The organism is Neobacillus thermocopriae, from assembly GCF_010975035.1.
Taxonomy (GTDB): Bacteria; Bacillota; Bacilli; order Bacillales; family Cytobacillaceae; genus Neobacillus; species Neobacillus thermocopriae.
In genome coordinates, this window is record NZ_JAAIUV010000004.1 from 1 (window position 1) to 15,392 (window position 15,392).

The following is a 15,392-nucleotide window of genomic DNA, read 5'->3' on the forward strand; positions in this document are numbered from 1 at the left end:
CTTAAAAAATTGTCCATGCAGGCGATGCTTACTTTTGCTGCAATGAATTTAAAGAAACTGGCAAACTGGACTTGGACTAGTCCAAAAATGGTATAATAATTGACCCCGTAGGGGTCAAATTAAAGTTTATATAGACCACAAATTGCTTAAAATTTGAAAAGGCATTTCGAATTAAGCTTATTCGGAATGCCTTTTGTCTACAATCTGAAAAGACCATTGAATGGTCTTTTTTCTTTTGAAATGCGATACTTTTTTGCAAAAATCAACTACTTCAATAATCTTTAGTTTAATTATTGGGATATTTCCTAGTCTTTCCGAATAAAGCCGTGGCAATAGCGCTGAAAAAACTCCCCAATGCTTCAATCATTTCCCGTTCACCTCTACAAAGGAAGAATATATATTAATTCCAATAATACCATATTATTGAAATTAATAATAAAAAAAATTTTTGATTTGCTTTTTATATATATCCAAACTTTGTTATATTAGCTCATACTTTTAAAAAGTATGAGCTAAGTCTTTTGCTTTTGCAATCGCATTGGCTTTTATTTCCTCTGCTTGGTCCGGCTTCGCATTATGACCTTCCACAAATAAACCTTCAAAAGAAGGAACTCCGAAGAATTTCATAATGATATCTAAATAGCGATGGCCCATTTCCATTTGCGCTGCAGGGCCTTCTGAGTAAAATCCTCCCCTAGCTTGAATATGAAGAGCTTTTTTATCTGTCAAAAGACCAATCGGCCCATTTTCTGTATATTTAAAGGTTTTACCAGCAACAGCTACTGCATCAATATAAGCTTTCATAACCGGTGGAAATGAAAAATTCCATAATGGTGTGACAAAGATATATTTATCCGCATTAACAAATTGATCACAAATTTCAGACAGTCTCCCTACTTTGGCTTTCTCATCAGTGGATAGCTCCTCAAACGCCTTCCCTTCTCTTAGCTTTCCCCATCCATTAAATACATCCGTATCGATCTGAGGGATATATTCCTTATAGAGATCTATATGGGTAATTTCATGAGAAGGATGAACTTCTTTATAAGTATCAATAAACGCTTTTCCTACAGCCATACTATATGACTTCGTTTCATCATGTGGATGTGCAGTTATATATAATACTTTTGTCAATTTTCATCAACCTTTCTTTCATTTCATTTTTCATTTTAGTTTGTGAAAAATGAAAAATATTATCTAATCACAAATACCTCATTTACATCCACTACTGTTTATTATTACATTAATTAATTAAATCCTGGACATCATGGAAAATTTCAATCAGTGGAGTTAAATTTAAATATTTGCTTAAAGGAATGTTGGATTACTTCCAAACATAAGAGATATACTAGAGCAATAAAATGCACACAATCTTTTTCTACTTTGATCGGAATTTGATGAATTCTTGTACAAAAACAATTTCCTTGGGTGGAATCTTTTATAGGTAAAAAAAGAACCTTTGAGCATATGTCAAAGGTTAAAGGAAGAGCTTCACGTATTGACGGAAACTCTCTTAAAAGTAGGAGGTCTAAACACAGAAGAATTTTTACAAATGTATTTTACCATTTTCTAAATATTCAATCCATCATTTAAAGCTGTAAAGTATAAAAGTGAATCAAAAGTCGGAATTATTCTAATTCGATTGTTACAATTCCCTCCATTCCCCATCATTCTTTATGCCTATTTATTTTTAAAAAGTTATTACAATGTGATTGACAAACCTGTATATACAAGTTAAAATGAAAACGTAATCAAAACTTGTATATACAGGTTAACGATTAATGTTCATGAAACCGCAATCATTCGCCTGTAAAACGTACAAGACATCTATAAAAAAGAGGAGAATCTTGGGAGTATTCCCATTTTGACGGGGGGAAAATTAATGACAAAGTTTACTGAACCTGCAAAAGAATTGGTTCAACACATTGGCGGTAAAGAAAATATCGCAGCGGTCACACATTGTGCTACAAGGATGAGATTCGTATTAAATGACCCGAGTAAAGCGGACGTAAAAAAAATTGAATCCATTAAACTTGTAAAAGGTACTTTTACACAAGCAGGTCAATTCCAGGTTATTATCGGTAACGAAGTTGCTTCATTTTATCAAGAATTTATTAAAATTGCTGGTGTAAGCGAAACTTCTAAAGAGGAAGCGAAAGTCGCAGCTAAACAAAACATGAACTGGCTTCAGCGAATGATTGCTCATCTTGCTGATATTTTTACACCATTAATTCCAGCTCTTGTAGTTGGCGGTCTTATTCTCGGTTTCCGAAATGTCATTGGTGATATCAAATTATTAGAAGATGGAACAAAATCAATTATCGAAGTATCCCAATTTTGGGCAGGAGTTCACTCCTTCCTATGGCTGATTGGAGAAGCAGTCTTTCACTTCCTTCCTGTCGGCATCACTTGGTCCATTGCTAGAAAAATGGGAGCCTCACCGATTCTTGGGATCGTATTGGGGATTACTCTCGTTTCACCACAATTATTAAATGCGTATGGCGTAGCAGGTGCAGAAGAAATCCCAGTTTGGGATTTTGGCTTTGCTAAAGTTGAGATGATTGGGTACCAAGCACAAGTCATTCCTGCGATTTTAGCCGGATTTTTATTAGCTTACTTAGAAACAAGATTACGTAAAATTGTTCCAAACTCTATTTCCATGATTGTTGTTCCATTTTTTGCATTAATTCCAACTGTATTAATTGCCCATACAGTTTTAGGCCCTATCGGATGGACAGTTGGATCATGGATCTCTGATATCGTTTACTCTAGCTTAACTTCTGCTTTTGGCTGGTTGTTTGCAGCAATCTTTGGTTTTGCTTATGCTCCACTTGTTATTACTGGTCTGCATCATATGACAAATGCAATTGATCTACAATTAATGAGTGAATTTGGCGGTACAAATTTATGGCCAATGATCGCATTATCAAATATTGCTCAAGGTTCAGCGGTTGTAGCAATGATTTATCTAAACCGTAAAAATGAAGAAGAAAAACAAGTATCCATACCGGCTGCCATCTCTTGTTACTTAGGGGTTACAGAGCCAGCTATGTTCGGGATTAATTTAAAATATGGATTCCCATTCCTCGCTGCAATGATTGGTTCAATGACAGCGGCAGTTGTATCAGTTGGTTCCAATGTAATGGCGAACTCCATCGGTGTTGGTGGTCTGCCAGGTATTTTATCTATCCAAGCACAGCACATGATTATGTTTGCTGTTGCAATGCTTGTTGCAATTGTTGTCCCATTCCTATTAACAATTGTTTTTGCAAAAACCGGTATGAACAAATTTTCATTTAAAAAATAAAACTCCATGTAGGAGGGAGAACATCTCCCTCCTTTTCACATTAAAATAATAGGCAGGTGTTTAAAGTGTCAGCAACATGGTGGAAAAATGCTGTCGTTTATCAAATCTACCCAAAAAGCTTTAAAGATACTACAGGAAACGGAACTGGTGATCTCCGTGGTATCATTGAAAAACTCGATTATTTAAAGAAATTGGGTGTAGACGTACTTTGGCTGACGCCAATATATAAATCACCACAAAGAGATAACGGATATGATATTAGTGATTACTATTCCATTCATGAAGATTATGGAACAATGGAAGACTTTGATGCCCTACTCGAGGCTGCCCATCAACGAGGGCTAAAAATCATGATGGATATCGTTGTCAACCACACATCTACCGAACATGAATGGTTTAAACAATCAAGGTCGTCTAAAGATAATCCTTATCGTGATTTTTATATTTGGAGAGATGGAAAAAATGGACAACCTCCTACGAACTGGCAATCTAAATTTGGTGGATCAGCTTGGGAATATGATGAACACACGGGTCAGTATTACCTACACTTGTTCGATGTTACACAAGCAGACCTCAATTGGGAAAATGAAAAGGTTCGTGAAGCCATATATGAAATGATGCATTTTTGGCTCAAAAAAGGGGTTGATGGGTTCCGCCTTGATGTTATTAATTTAATCTCAAAAGATCAACAATTTCCTGAAGATGACACGGATGGACGAAAATTTTATACAGATGGACCAAGAATTCATGAATTCCTTCATGAAATGAACGAGAGAGTTTTTTCAAAATACGATATGATTACGGTCGGTGAAATGTCTTCTACCTCCATTGATAATTGTATCAAGTATACTAACCCGGATCGTGAAGAACTTAACATGACATTTAGCTTCCATCACCTTAAAGTCGATTACCCTAATGGAGAAAAATGGACCAAGGCTGATTTTGACTTCTTAGCATTGAAAAAGATTTTGTCAGATTGGCAGATCGAAATGAATCGGGGGGGTGGCTGGAATGCCCTTTTCTGGTGTAATCATGACCAGCCACGTGTTGTTTCTCGCTTTGGGAATGATGGAAAATATCACATTGAATCGGCGAAAATGTTAGCAACCGCCATTCATATGATGCAAGGTACCCCATATATTTATCAAGGGGAAGAATTGGGTATGACGAATCCAAACTTTGATTCTATTGAAAAATATCGTGATGTTGAATCATTAAATATGTTTCATATCCTGAAACAAAAAGGTCTTGAAGAAAAAGAGATTATTGAAATTTTAAAACAAAAATCACGGGATAATTCTCGTACACCTGTACAGTGGGACTCCAGCAAGAATGCCGGATTTACGACAGGAACTCCATGGATTGATATAGCAGATAATTATAAAGAAATTAATGCAGAGAAAGCATTGCAAGATCCAGATTCTATCTTTTATCATTACCAAAAATTAATTCAATTACGTAAAGAGTATGATGTGATAACCGAAGGTAATTATGAACTACTATTAGAAGACAGTAATGATATTTTTGCCTATGTCAGAACGTATGGAACAGAAAAACTGTTAGTCATAAACAATTTTTATGGTAAAGAAACAAAAGCCGTTCTCCCTTCTTCTTTAAATCTTGATGAATGGAAGAGTGAAATGTTAATCTCTAATTATAATGATTCTTCGGAGCTTAGAAAGGAACTTCTTCTTCGTCCGTATGAATCCATTGTGTATTATTTAAAAAAGTGATTGGAGATCCTGTATGACGAACAAGTATCTAACCATATATAACCAATTAATTGAGCAAATCAAAAGTGGAAAAATTCCACCTCAGACACTACTTCCCTCTGAAAATGAACTTAGTGAACAATATCAAACTTCAAGGGAAACAATTAGAAAAGCCTTAAATTTGCTCTCACAAAATGGGTATATCCAAAAGGTTAGAGGGAAAGGTTCGATTGTCATTGACGTCTCAAAATTTGACTTTCCTGTGTCCGGATTAGTAAGTTTTAAAGAACTTTCAGGAAAAATGGCAAATAAGCCAAAGACTATTGTCAACCAGCTTGAATTAATTAAACCGGACAGCTTTATTCGTCAACAACTTCAGCTTTCGGGAAAGGATCAAGTTTGGAAGATTGTTAGGACAAGGGAAATTGGCGGAGAAAAAATTATTTTAGACAAAGATTATTTAAACTATAAATATGTTCCTTCTTTGACAGAAGAAATCTGTTCCGATTCTATTTATCAATATCTTGAAAATGAATTAAATTTGGCCATCAGCTTTGCCAAAAAAGAAATTGTGGTTCAGGAACCTTCACTGGAGGATCGCGAACTATTAGATCTTGATGGGTTTCATAATGTCGTGGTGATTAAAAGCCATGTATACCTCGACGATGCTAGCCTTTTTCAATATACCGAATCGCGACATCGGCCAGACAAATTTCGCTTTGTCGACTTTGCACGTAGACCGCAAAGGTAAAATCTTTTAGACCTCCTTCCACTGGATGGAGGTCATTTTTTTAATGAAAAATATGTTTGCTTTCGACATTAAAGAATAATCAGCAGGGAAATTTTTGTGCTCTCTCCCTACTATTCAAACAACATTGAATCTCTTTCACTCTTCGTGTTTCCTTTATCTCAGTTGGAGAGCTCCACAAGGAAGGCTCCGGCAGCATAACATCGCACGACCGAAAGCGATAGCTTTTGGGAGGAGGTCATACGCCACTGACCAGGGCGCTTACGCTTTTCTATATAGTTAATCCAAAATATTGCTTTGCCAACAATTTAAATTTATCCAAAGTTACCTCTTCTTTTAATTCATTTCCAGCTATCCGTTGTGTAAAAGACGTGTCTGTTAACACCATTACCCCATTATCTATTAACTTGGTTACTAGGAACTTTTTATTAAAAGGTGAAAATGGATGCTCGACAATGATTTTTTGAATTTCATTTAATTCATGTTCATTTTCGATTCGTATGGATGGATCAAAGGCATAACCTAGAACCCAATCAGAATGGCGATGCTTTAATTTCATCTCCATTACATAATTACCATGGTCAGTAACCATCTTTCTTACGCGAAAATCTCCATTTCTCGATGAAACTACTTGACCATTCATTGGAACAGGTGTTAGAGGTAAATTTCCCCCAAATCCCGTATCAATGATATATTGTTCACCATTAAAAGTTAATAAAATCGCAACATGCGTTCTACCGGTTGGACTAAAAGTCTGCAATGTTTGTTCAAAAACAACCGCACTAATTAGTTCCACTTCAAACCCATTTTCCAATAAAAAATAATATAGAATCGAATTTAATTCATAACAAAGTCCTCCTTCTTTCTTTTTTAAGATTTTATCCACGACATTTACTTTAGAAACGTCTTTCATATTCTTGTTTATAATACAAATATTTTCGAATGGGATTGTATTTGCCGTTTTTTCTAATACATCAGACAATTTGTCAAAAGTAATTTTTTCGTTTTCGGAAAAACCTATTCTTGCCCGAAACAGTTTATTTAATTCCCTCATTTTCATACTCCTCCAACCCTTTTACTCTTATTCACTTACTGTGTTAAAATGACAGTAATTTATGGATGAGGTGATGCTTGGATGTGCGGCCGTTTTACCTTAACTGCGACGATTGAACAAATTATGGATCGTTTTGATATACAAGCTTTCCTAGATGAAGAAAATTTTGCTCCTAATTATAATATTGCACCATCCCAGAATGTCCTGGCAATTATTAACGATGGGAAATTTAACCGAATGGGGTTCTTAAAATGGGGCCTGATTCCCCCATGGGCGAAGGATCCGTCCATCGGCAATAAACTGATAAATGCTCGTGCTGAAACAATATCTGAAAAACCAAGTTTTCGCCATGCTTTTAAAAATAAAAGATGTTTAATTATTGCAGACGGATTTTACGAATGGAAGCGAAATAGTGACCATTCAAAAACACCAATGAGAATCAAATTAAAGTCAAATTCTTTATTCGGAATGGCGGGTATTTGGGAGCAATGGAAATCTCCTAATGGGAAATCTGTCTTCACTTGTTCAATCATTACTACCACACCGAATAAATTGATGATAGATATTCATAACCGAATGCCGGTCATCTTAAAACGAGAAGATGAAAAAGATTGGTTAGATCCTACCATAAAAGATACGAAATTACTAAAGGACTTTCTTGTCCCGTTTGATCCAAACCAAATGGAAGCCTATCAAGTTTCATCTTTAGTGAATTCAACTAAAAATAACTCCATTGAACTGATTCAAAAAATTTGTTAGTGCCCATTTTTGTAAAAAAGGACAAGTTACCTACAACTTGTCCAAGCTTGAACATATATTTATACTAACCCATTAAATTTTCCTTCTTAATAAAAGCGGTTATTACCGCTTTCTTTTTTTACTTCATTTTTTATCATTCCATTATATTCAGATGAAAAACATCAAAGTCTAACAAAGATAGGAAAATCAACATTTTAGATTTTTAATAAAGGGAGTATTTTACCAGGGATGTTTGGAAGTTAAACGAATCATAAATATGCTCGTATTACATGTTAGGGATTGAGGGTCATTCTAATTTCCCATATCTTCATTCCCCTCCCAAATTTATAACACGATATACTTTTTTTATTCTGCTTAAAAAAATAAATGTAAAATGGACAAGTTACCTACAACTTGTCCAAGCTTGAACATATATTTATACTAACCCATTAAATTTTCCTTCTTTATAAAAGCGGTCATACCGCTTTCTTTTTTATTTTTTTAATTCATGTTAAAACATCGAAACTTAACAAAATCCTGAAAATCACCTTTTTAGAAAAAAGTGAGTAATTCACAGTATTAAGATCAAATGTATCGTAAATTTCCCACTATTACATGTTAGAGATTGAGAATATATCTATTTCCCGTATCTAAATTCCCTTATTATAATCATGGCACAATATACTTTTTTGATGCTGCTTGGGAATAATAAAGATGTAGGATATTATGATGGGGCTGGATTCAGATGGGATTAAAAGTTATAAAATGGCTCTATAACTTAATGAAGGTAAGGCAAAAAATATTCATACCATTTGTCCTTTTATACATTTTATTAGCCGCTTTAGGGATTTATTTGATAGAACCAAAAACATTTAAATCCTATTTGACTTCGATTTATTGGGTAATTACTGCCATTGCAACAGTAGGCTTCGGTGATTATGTACCTGTAACTGACCTAGGGAAGGTTTATACCATTTTCCTTTATATAACAGGAATTGGATTATTAAGCTTGTTTATAGGGAGATTTATAAATTCTGTTTATTTAATCGATAAAATGAAGATTGGAGGAAAAATGAAGTACACTGGTGAAAATCATATCATCCTTATTGGCTGGAGTACAAAATCGAAATTAGCCATTCGAGAAATTCTTAAGTCCGATAAAAAAATTGATATTGTCATCATCGATGATTTAGAAAAAGCTCCATTAACCGAAGAACGGCTGTACTACATCCGAGGCGATGCTACGGCAGAAGAAACGTTACTGAATGCAAATTTGCCAAAAGCAAAAGGTGTTATCATATTTGCCGATCAATCTCTTAGAGAAAATATTACGACGAAAGATCCATTATTTGTAGACGGGAAAACCTTATTAATAGCCACTGCCATCTCAACCATTGAAAATAGATTAGATAGAGAAATTCACGTGACTGCCGAGGTCATTAATGAAAAACATATTCCATTTTTTAAGTATGTGAATGTGGATGAATTTATCCCATCCCAAGAAATGATTTCGCATGCAGCTGTCCGGTCATTATTTTCTCATGGGGTTACAAATATGTACTCTGAATTGATGAGTACAAAATATAATGAAACGATGTATGAAATACCGAAACGTGGTGAATGGAAAACATATAGGGATGCATTTATAGACTTACTAAATAATGGAGCTACTTTAGTCGCGGACCGTGGTGACTTACATATTAACCAAAAGTTGGATCAATTTATTCCGGATAACGCCCAATTGTTTGTGATCTGTGATAAGGAAACGTTCGAAAAATTGAATTCTAAAAATACGGTAAATTAACCTTCCTTCTTTAGGAAAATAAATAATTATTTGGAATCTGATCAATATTTTGGTTGATGAAAATTGGAAATCTTTATATAATTTAATTAAGGAAAAATCGGGAAGTAGCTCAGCTTGGTAGAGCACTTGCATGGGGTGCAAGGGGTCGCAGGTTCGAATCCTGTCTTTCCGATATATTTTTTTACAAAGAAAGCCTATCTTTTCCTTAAAGACAGGCTTTTTATTTTTTTATATCTCGTATTTTCATCATTTACATATCTTCAACTGGAATTTGTCGTTTTATCACCAACACGAAATTCTACTGACAATCGATGAAATCGGATCATGCGAAAATAGGTTTCATGAACTCCATCTCTTTTCAAAACGCCTTGATGAAAGTTTCATTTAAGATAAAAGGAGAGATCATGTTGACGACCAGCCAATCTATTACTATTAAAGAATTAACAACAAAACAGGAATGGATGGATGCCTTCCCTGTCATGAAGCAGCTCCGGACACATTTGGACGAAGAAAGTTATCTCAAGCTCGTAGAAGAAGCGGTACAAAAAGAAGGCTACAGAATGGTTGCCTTATATGAAAATGGAAAAATAGTAGCTGTCAGTGGCTTCATGCCAATGATTACCCTTTATAATGGAAAATTTATTTGGGTATGTGATCTCGTTACAGATTCGTCCCAACGTTCAAAAGGGCATGGAGAATCACTCTTATCCTATATTGAAAATTGGGCTAAAGAAAATGGTTACCCGATTATCTCCCTTTCTTCCGGTCTTCAGCGGAAAGACGCTCATAGATTTTATGAAGACAAGATGAATTACGACAAGGTTAGCTATGTATTTTTAAAAAAACTTAATTAATTTATTTTTTATGAAAAAAACTAAGCCGCCAATTCTACAATTGGCGGTTTTTGATTTGGTTATACACTCATGACCGATTTTTCCCAACCTTCATGAAGGGCAATTCTATTTTTATATTCAAAACATTATGATAAATAATGAAACATTACGAATTCACGTTCAAATACACAGATTCATTCTCTTGTTCAGCATTATCCTCCCATCCTTTACATACATCAACCCATTCCTTGGCGGATGAATATTGAAAAATTTCTTCACATGTTAATTCAATGGCAGAGTTTGAACTGCCACAAGCAGGAAATACCGTCTCAAAGCGTTTCATAGAATTATCTAGGTAAACATCCAGTGGATTCTTCAGTCCAAATGGACATACACCTCCGATAGCATGTCCAGTCTGTTCAAGAACTTCTTCAGGACTGAGAAAACGTGCTTTAAAACCAAACGTTTGTCGGAATTTCTTATTATCGATTTTCGCATCACCGGCAGTGACGACTAAAATTGCCTTGTCCTCTTTTCCTCTAAAAGATAACGTTTTGGCAATACGTGCTGGAATAACACCAATGGCCTTGGCTGCCAACTCCACTGTTGCACTTGACGTGGCAAACTCCATTACATCCTTCTCCCTGCCCCACTGTTTTAAATGTTCCTTCACACTCTCCAAAGACATTGACATTGCACCCTTTCCATATTGAAATTATGTAGTATCATACCATATTTCCACAATTATACAAACTATACGATTTATCATCTTTAGATTAAAAGATAAGATAGATCCGTGCTATAAATTATCTCTGTTAAATCTGTTAAATTTTCTGTAATATTAAGATAGTTTTAGTTTCATAGGAGGGATAATTTGAACACACAAGGAGCCATCATGCCCTACCCTCGTGCTAAGGGGATTTTTCTCGTTATTATTGCCGCCATCTTTTGGGGAGTTTCAGGAACAGTTGCACAATACTTGTTTCACCATAAAGGTTTTACAACAGGCTGGCTTGTCGTGATCAGGCTCGTTTTTTCTGGAGCAGGCTTATTATTTTTTGCTCAAACAATGGGAAAGCAAAATATTTGGCATGTATGGAAAAATAAAAAGGATTTATTTCAGTTAATTACATTCGGAATCTTGGGGATGTGGGGTGTACAATACACCTACTTTGCAGCGATTGAACACGGAAATGCTGCAACAGCAACTGTCTTGCAATACTTGGCACCCGTCATTATCGCTAGTTTTCTTTGTCTTCGAGGTAAGACATGGCCAGCCAAACATGAATTGACAGCTATATTTTTTGCCTTGGGTGGAACTTTTCTTCTTGTGACTAAAGGCAATATCCATGCTTTATCCATTTCTGTCCCAGCATTTGTGTGGGGAGTGCTTTCAGCATTTGCCCTTGCTTTTTATACCCTTTATCCAGCAAACCTGCTTTCGAAATGGGGCTCCCTTATTACTGTTGGCTGGGGGATGATGATCGGTGGTATAGCTTTTAGTTTCTTCAGCCCCCCATGGCAATTCCAAGGGGACTGGTCCTTTACCTCATTTGTATCCGTTGTATTTGTCGTCATTTTTGGAACATTAATCGCCTTTTTCTGCTATATGGAAAGCCTGAAATATATTAGTGCATCGGAAGCGAGCCTTCTAGCCTGCGTAGAGCCAATGTCTGCGGCATTTTTAGCAGTAGCTTGGCTTGGGGTTCCAATTGGACTCATGGAATGGATTGGATCGTTAGCAATCATAGCAACCATCTTTATCTTATCAGCAATGAAAAAGTAATCATGAAGTCTTATAATGCCCAAAAAAGACCTTCACATTACTGTGAAGGTCTTTTTATATGTTATTCACCTAAATTTACGTTATGATAAACTTGCTGAACATCCTCAAGATCTTCTAGAGCATCAATTAATTTTTCAAACTTCGGAACAACATCTTCAGGAAGAGTTACCTCGTTTTGAGCAAGCATTGTCAGTTCAGCTACTGTAAATTCTGTAATACCAACGTTTTTAAAAGCTTCTTGTACAGCATGGAATTGGTCAGGCTCTGCGTATACAATGACTTGATTATCTTCTTCAACCACATCACGAACATCGATATCTGCTTCCATTAAAATCTCTAACACTTCTTCTTCTGATTTACCTTCCACACCAATAACTGCAGTTGAATCAAACATATAGGAAACAGAACCGCTAACACCCATGTTACCGCCATTTTTCCCAAAGGCAGCACGCACTTCGGAAGCGGTACGATTTACATTGTTGGATAATGCATCAACTATGATCATAGAACCATTTGGACCAAAGCCTTCATAACGTAGTTCATCATAATTTTCATCAGAACCACCTTTAGCTTTTTCAATGGCACGGTCAATAATATGTTTCGGAACATTGTAAGTTTTCGCCCGTTCAAGAACAAACTTTAGCGCTTGATTTGACTCCGGATCAGGTTCGCCTCGACGCGCAGCCACGTAAATTTCGCGGCCAAATTTCGCATATATTCGGCTTGTATTAGCATCTTTTGCTGCTTTTTTATCCTTAATATTGTTCCATTTACGACCCATAAGAACACTCTCTTTCTCAAAATTAAATCTGTCCCGCATTTGTTGTTTTATAAAAACAAATATAGGGCTAATTTTAAATACACAAATAATATTATACCTAAATTGCTCTATTTGTTAAGAGATTTACCAAACTAGAACGAAAAATTGACCGAAACCATTTCGGTTCGGCCAATAATTATTATACTAACATTTGAAATAGAGTACTATCTTTGTTCACTTCACGGTATAAAAATCCTTTTGCCTTGATTCTTTCCATCAATGGATAATAGTCCTCTTTATCCTTTAATTCAATTCCAACTAAGGCAGGTCCGGTCTCCCGATTATTCTTTTTCGTATATTCAAAATGACTGATGTCATCATTTGGTCCAAGTACATCCATTAAAAATTCACGTAATGCCCCAGGGCGTTGTGGGAATTGAACAATAAAGTAATGTTGTAGACCTTCATACAGCTTGGATCGCTCTTTAATTTCTTGCATTCGGCCAATATCGTTGTTTCCTCCACTTACAATACAGACTACTGTTTTCCCTTTGATTTGTTCTGCATATGTATCTAATGCAGCGATGGACAAGGCGCCTGTTGGTTCCACTACGATCGCATTTTCGTTATATAACGATAATAGTGTCGAGCAAACTTTACCTTCTGGAACAACAACAATATCATCCACAATATCTTTACAGATTTGATAAGTCTTTGTACCAACTGTTTTTACGGCCGCTCCATCAACAAAAGGATCAATATCTTTTAGCGTTACTACTTCTCCTTTTCTCATTGATTCTTTCATCCCAGGTGCACCCTGTGGTTCGACTCCAATTAGTTGAGTTTCAGGTGAAAAATGTCTTAAGTAAGTACCGACACCCGCGAGCAGTCCGCCACCACCAATTGCAGCAAAGACATAATCAATTTTATCCGGACAGTCGTTTAACAGCTCCACTCCTACAGTACCTTGACCAGCAATGACATCATAATCATCAAACGGATGAATGAACGTTCGATTTTCTACCCGGCTACACTCGATTGCCTTTTCATAGGCATCATCAAATGTATCACCAACTAGAACAATTTCTACGCTATCCTTACCCCAAAATTTAACCTGATTTACCTTTTGTTTTGGTGTCGTGCTAGGCATGAAAATTTTACCACTAATTTTTAATTGATGGCAGGAATAGGCAACACCTTGGGCATGATTTCCCGCGCTTGCACAAATAATCCCATTTTGTAATTCTTCCAAACTTAGCTTTTTAATTTTATTATAGGCACCGCGAATTTTAAATGAGCGGACAATCTGTAAATCCTCCCGTTTTAAATATAGTTGACAGCCGTAGCGTTCAGATAACAAATGATTATACTGTAATGGTGTCGGTGCAATCATATCCTTGATAGTATGACTTGCAATGATCACATCCTCCACATTAAAAGTTTTGTTATTAACCTGTTGACTCATCGTTTCTTTCCCTCCTTGAAGTGTTCCATATGAAATTGTCGTATTAACATAAAAAACCCGCCCCAAAGATAGGGACGAGTTTTTGCTCGCGTTACCACCCTACTTCCGCAGCTATTTTCAGAAAAAATAAAACCGCGGCTCTCGATTACATACTACAAAATAAAGTATGTGCTCCAATATAACGGGGAACCATCCGGCACAGCTTACTTACAATGTTCAGCTGCACATCTCAGAGATGATCTTCAGGCAAGTCCTGTCATCGACTCTCACCAACCGTCGACTCTCTATAGACTAGGAACAAACCCTACTCTTCTCTTCATCGATTCAAGATTAATTTTTTATTAAGGTTACCACCGGACAAAATATGTGTCAATATATTTCGACTATTTTTTATATTTAGATAACTTTTAAAGCGCTTACATGTTTAAATCATTTGACTTCTATCAATTTAATCATTGTATAGGCAATATCTTTTAATGCAGAGGAAAATGATATTCCAAGAGTATATTTTACTGTGAACTGATCATAAGCAAAGCAATGATGATTTTATTACTCAACTAGAAAGATTCGTGAATTTTTTCTATTTAGGCGTATATCTCATAACAATTGGGGGATTTTACTACCAAAAGGAGGTAAATTATATGCAGCATGGTGTAAGACTGGTGGTTAAATTTGTTGCATGTCTAGTTGTATTGGGTATTATTCTTGGAATGTTTTATGATTTTAGTTTTGGAGATGTCGTATTGATTTCGGCAGTTCTTGGTTTACTAAGTTATTTTTTAGGGGATTTATTATTGCTTAGAAGAAGCAATAATTTTATCGCCTCAGCAGCTGACTTCGGTTTGACTTTTCTAGTTGTTTGGTTTATGGGACGGGCGATAACAATAGAAGATGACCTCTTCTCAGCATCTCTTATTTCAGCAGTAGCGGTAACGGCATTCGAATACTTTTTTCACCGTTTCCTTGTTCATGAGTCGGATGATCGCAAAACAATCCGTACGAACCGAACACAATTCCAAACCGAAGCTTCAGAGGAATTAACACCAGTTAAACCAGATGTCAGAAGCCCTGAAAATGAAGATGAGTGAAAAGAAACACTTTAAATATAGTCCAGACAAATGAAAAGCTTCCAGATGGATTTTTCTAACAACTTTGTATCAAAATTATATAAGTCAAAATATACAC

General features: G+C 35.8%; 13 protein-coding genes, 1 tRNA gene and 1 other annotated feature. Of the genes, 9 read left to right on the forward strand and 5 right to left on the reverse strand.

Annotated elements, in window-relative coordinates; genetic code table 11:
* Positions 1-498 precede the first annotated feature (498 nt).
* Positions 499-1,134, reverse strand: coding sequence for an FMN-dependent NADH-azoreductase (locus G4Z05_RS03630; RefSeq protein ID WP_163250515.1), 636 nt, complete (start codon positions 1,132-1,134; stop codon positions 499-501).
* A gap of 748 nt (positions 1,135-1,882) precedes the next feature.
* Here G4Z05_RS03630 and treP point away from each other — a divergent pair.
* The 3 genes from treP (at position 1,883) to treR (ending at position 5,770) form a co-directional block, all read left to right on the forward strand.
* Entirely contained in the window at positions 1,883-3,307 is a 1,425-nt protein-coding gene (gene treP, locus G4Z05_RS03635; RefSeq protein WP_163250516.1) for a PTS system trehalose-specific EIIBC component, read from the forward strand.
* A gap of 65 nt (positions 3,308-3,372) precedes the next feature.
* Positions 3,373-5,040, forward strand: a complete 1,668-nt coding sequence (gene treC, locus G4Z05_RS03640; RefSeq protein ID WP_163250517.1) for an alpha,alpha-phosphotrehalase — start codon at positions 3,373-3,375, stop codon at positions 5,038-5,040.
* A gap of 13 nt (positions 5,041-5,053) precedes the next feature.
* Positions 5,054-5,770 carry a trehalose operon repressor gene (gene treR / locus G4Z05_RS03645; protein WP_163250518.1) on the forward strand — a complete coding sequence of 239 codons (717 nt, stop codon included), beginning with the start codon at positions 5,054-5,056 and terminating at the stop codon, positions 5,768-5,770.
* 268 nt (positions 5,771-6,038) lie between these two features.
* Here treR and G4Z05_RS03650 read toward each other — a convergent pair whose 3' ends face one another.
* Positions 6,039-6,821: an arylamine N-acetyltransferase family protein gene (locus G4Z05_RS03650; RefSeq protein WP_163250519.1), complete on the reverse strand. Its 783-nt coding sequence runs from the start codon at positions 6,819-6,821 to the stop codon at positions 6,039-6,041.
* Between the two features lie 81 nt (positions 6,822-6,902).
* Here G4Z05_RS03650 and G4Z05_RS03655 point away from each other — a divergent pair, with 81 nt between their 5' ends.
* The 4 genes from G4Z05_RS03655 to G4Z05_RS03670 all read left to right on the forward strand — a co-directional run bounded on the left by G4Z05_RS03655 (position 6,903) and on the right by G4Z05_RS03670 (position 10,217).
* Positions 6,903-7,580 carry an SOS response-associated peptidase gene (locus tag G4Z05_RS03655; protein ID WP_163250520.1) on the forward strand — a complete coding sequence of 226 codons (678 nt, stop codon included), beginning with the start codon at positions 6,903-6,905 and terminating at the stop codon, positions 7,578-7,580.
* Between the two features lie 724 nt (positions 7,581-8,304).
* Positions 8,305-9,363, forward strand: a complete 1,059-nt coding sequence (locus G4Z05_RS03660) for an ion channel (RefSeq protein WP_163250521.1) — start codon at positions 8,305-8,307, stop codon at positions 9,361-9,363.
* 98 nt (positions 9,364-9,461) lie between these two features.
* Positions 9,462-9,535, forward strand: a tRNA-Pro gene (locus G4Z05_RS03665).
* Between the two features lie 232 nt (positions 9,536-9,767).
* The gene (locus G4Z05_RS03670) at positions 9,768-10,217 is read left to right on the forward strand and encodes a GNAT family N-acetyltransferase (RefSeq protein WP_163250522.1); all 450 of its coding nucleotides are present in this window, start codon (positions 9,768-9,770) and stop codon (positions 10,215-10,217) included.
* Positions 10,218-10,362: 145 nt separating this feature from the next.
* Here the strand turns inward: G4Z05_RS03670 and G4Z05_RS03675 are convergent, their stop codons facing one another.
* Entirely contained in the window at positions 10,363-10,884 is a 522-nt protein-coding gene (locus tag G4Z05_RS03675) for a YbaK/EbsC family protein (RefSeq protein ID WP_163250523.1), read from the reverse strand.
* Positions 10,885-11,070: 186 nt separating this feature from the next.
* Between G4Z05_RS03675 and G4Z05_RS03680 the strand changes: the two genes are divergently transcribed.
* Positions 11,071-11,982, forward strand: coding sequence for a DMT family transporter (locus tag G4Z05_RS03680; RefSeq protein ID WP_412758516.1), 912 nt, complete (start codon positions 11,071-11,073; stop codon positions 11,980-11,982).
* A gap of 61 nt (positions 11,983-12,043) precedes the next feature.
* On the opposite strand, the gene G4Z05_RS03685 is transcribed toward G4Z05_RS03680, so the two are convergent.
* The gene (locus G4Z05_RS03685; protein ID WP_038535112.1) at positions 12,044-12,763 is read right to left on the reverse strand and encodes a YebC/PmpR family DNA-binding transcriptional regulator; all 720 of its coding nucleotides are present in this window, start codon (positions 12,761-12,763) and stop codon (positions 12,044-12,046) included.
* Positions 12,764-12,941: 178 nt separating this feature from the next.
* A complete protein-coding gene (gene ilvA, locus G4Z05_RS03690) occupies positions 12,942-14,207 on the reverse strand; it encodes a threonine ammonia-lyase IlvA (protein WP_163250524.1) in 1,266 nt (421 codons plus the stop codon).
* A gap of 67 nt (positions 14,208-14,274) precedes the next feature.
* Positions 14,275-14,536, reverse strand: a binding site (T-box leader).
* A 312-nt stretch (positions 14,537-14,848) separates the two neighbouring features.
* Here ilvA and G4Z05_RS03695 point away from each other — a divergent pair.
* Complete coding sequence (locus G4Z05_RS03695) at positions 14,849-15,295, forward strand: YndM family protein (protein WP_163250525.1); 447 nt, start codon at positions 14,849-14,851, stop codon at positions 15,293-15,295.
* Positions 15,296-15,392: the final 97 nt, after the last annotated feature.

Bases quoted from the DNA above. Each gene is read 5' to 3' on its own strand.
- treP (WP_163250516.1), top strand. From the start codon at position 1,883: ATGACAAAGTTTACTGAACCTGCAAAAGAATTGGTTCAACACATTGGC.
- treR (WP_163250518.1), top strand. From the start codon at position 5,054: ATGACGAACAAGTATCTAACCATATATAACCAATTAATTGAGCAAATC.
- G4Z05_RS03650 (WP_163250519.1), bottom strand. From the start codon at position 6,821: ATGAGGGAATTAAATAAACTGTTTCGGGCAAGAATAGGTTTTTCCGAA.
- G4Z05_RS03655 (WP_163250520.1), top strand. From the start codon at position 6,903: ATGTGCGGCCGTTTTACCTTAACTGCGACGATTGAACAAATTATGGAT.
- G4Z05_RS03660 (WP_163250521.1), top strand. From the start codon at position 8,305: ATGGGATTAAAAGTTATAAAATGGCTCTATAACTTAATGAAGGTAAGG.
- G4Z05_RS03670 (WP_163250522.1), top strand. From the start codon at position 9,768: ATGTTGACGACCAGCCAATCTATTACTATTAAAGAATTAACAACAAAA.
- G4Z05_RS03675 (WP_163250523.1), bottom strand. From the start codon at position 10,884: ATGTCTTTGGAGAGTGTGAAGGAACATTTAAAACAGTGGGGCAGGGAG.
- G4Z05_RS03685 (WP_038535112.1), bottom strand. From the start codon at position 12,763: ATGGGTCGTAAATGGAACAATATTAAGGATAAAAAAGCAGCAAAAGAT.
- ilvA (WP_163250524.1), bottom strand. From the start codon at position 14,207: ATGAGTCAACAGGTTAATAACAAAACTTTTAATGTGGAGGATGTGATC.
- G4Z05_RS03695 (WP_163250525.1), top strand. From the start codon at position 14,849: ATGCAGCATGGTGTAAGACTGGTGGTTAAATTTGTTGCATGTCTAGTT.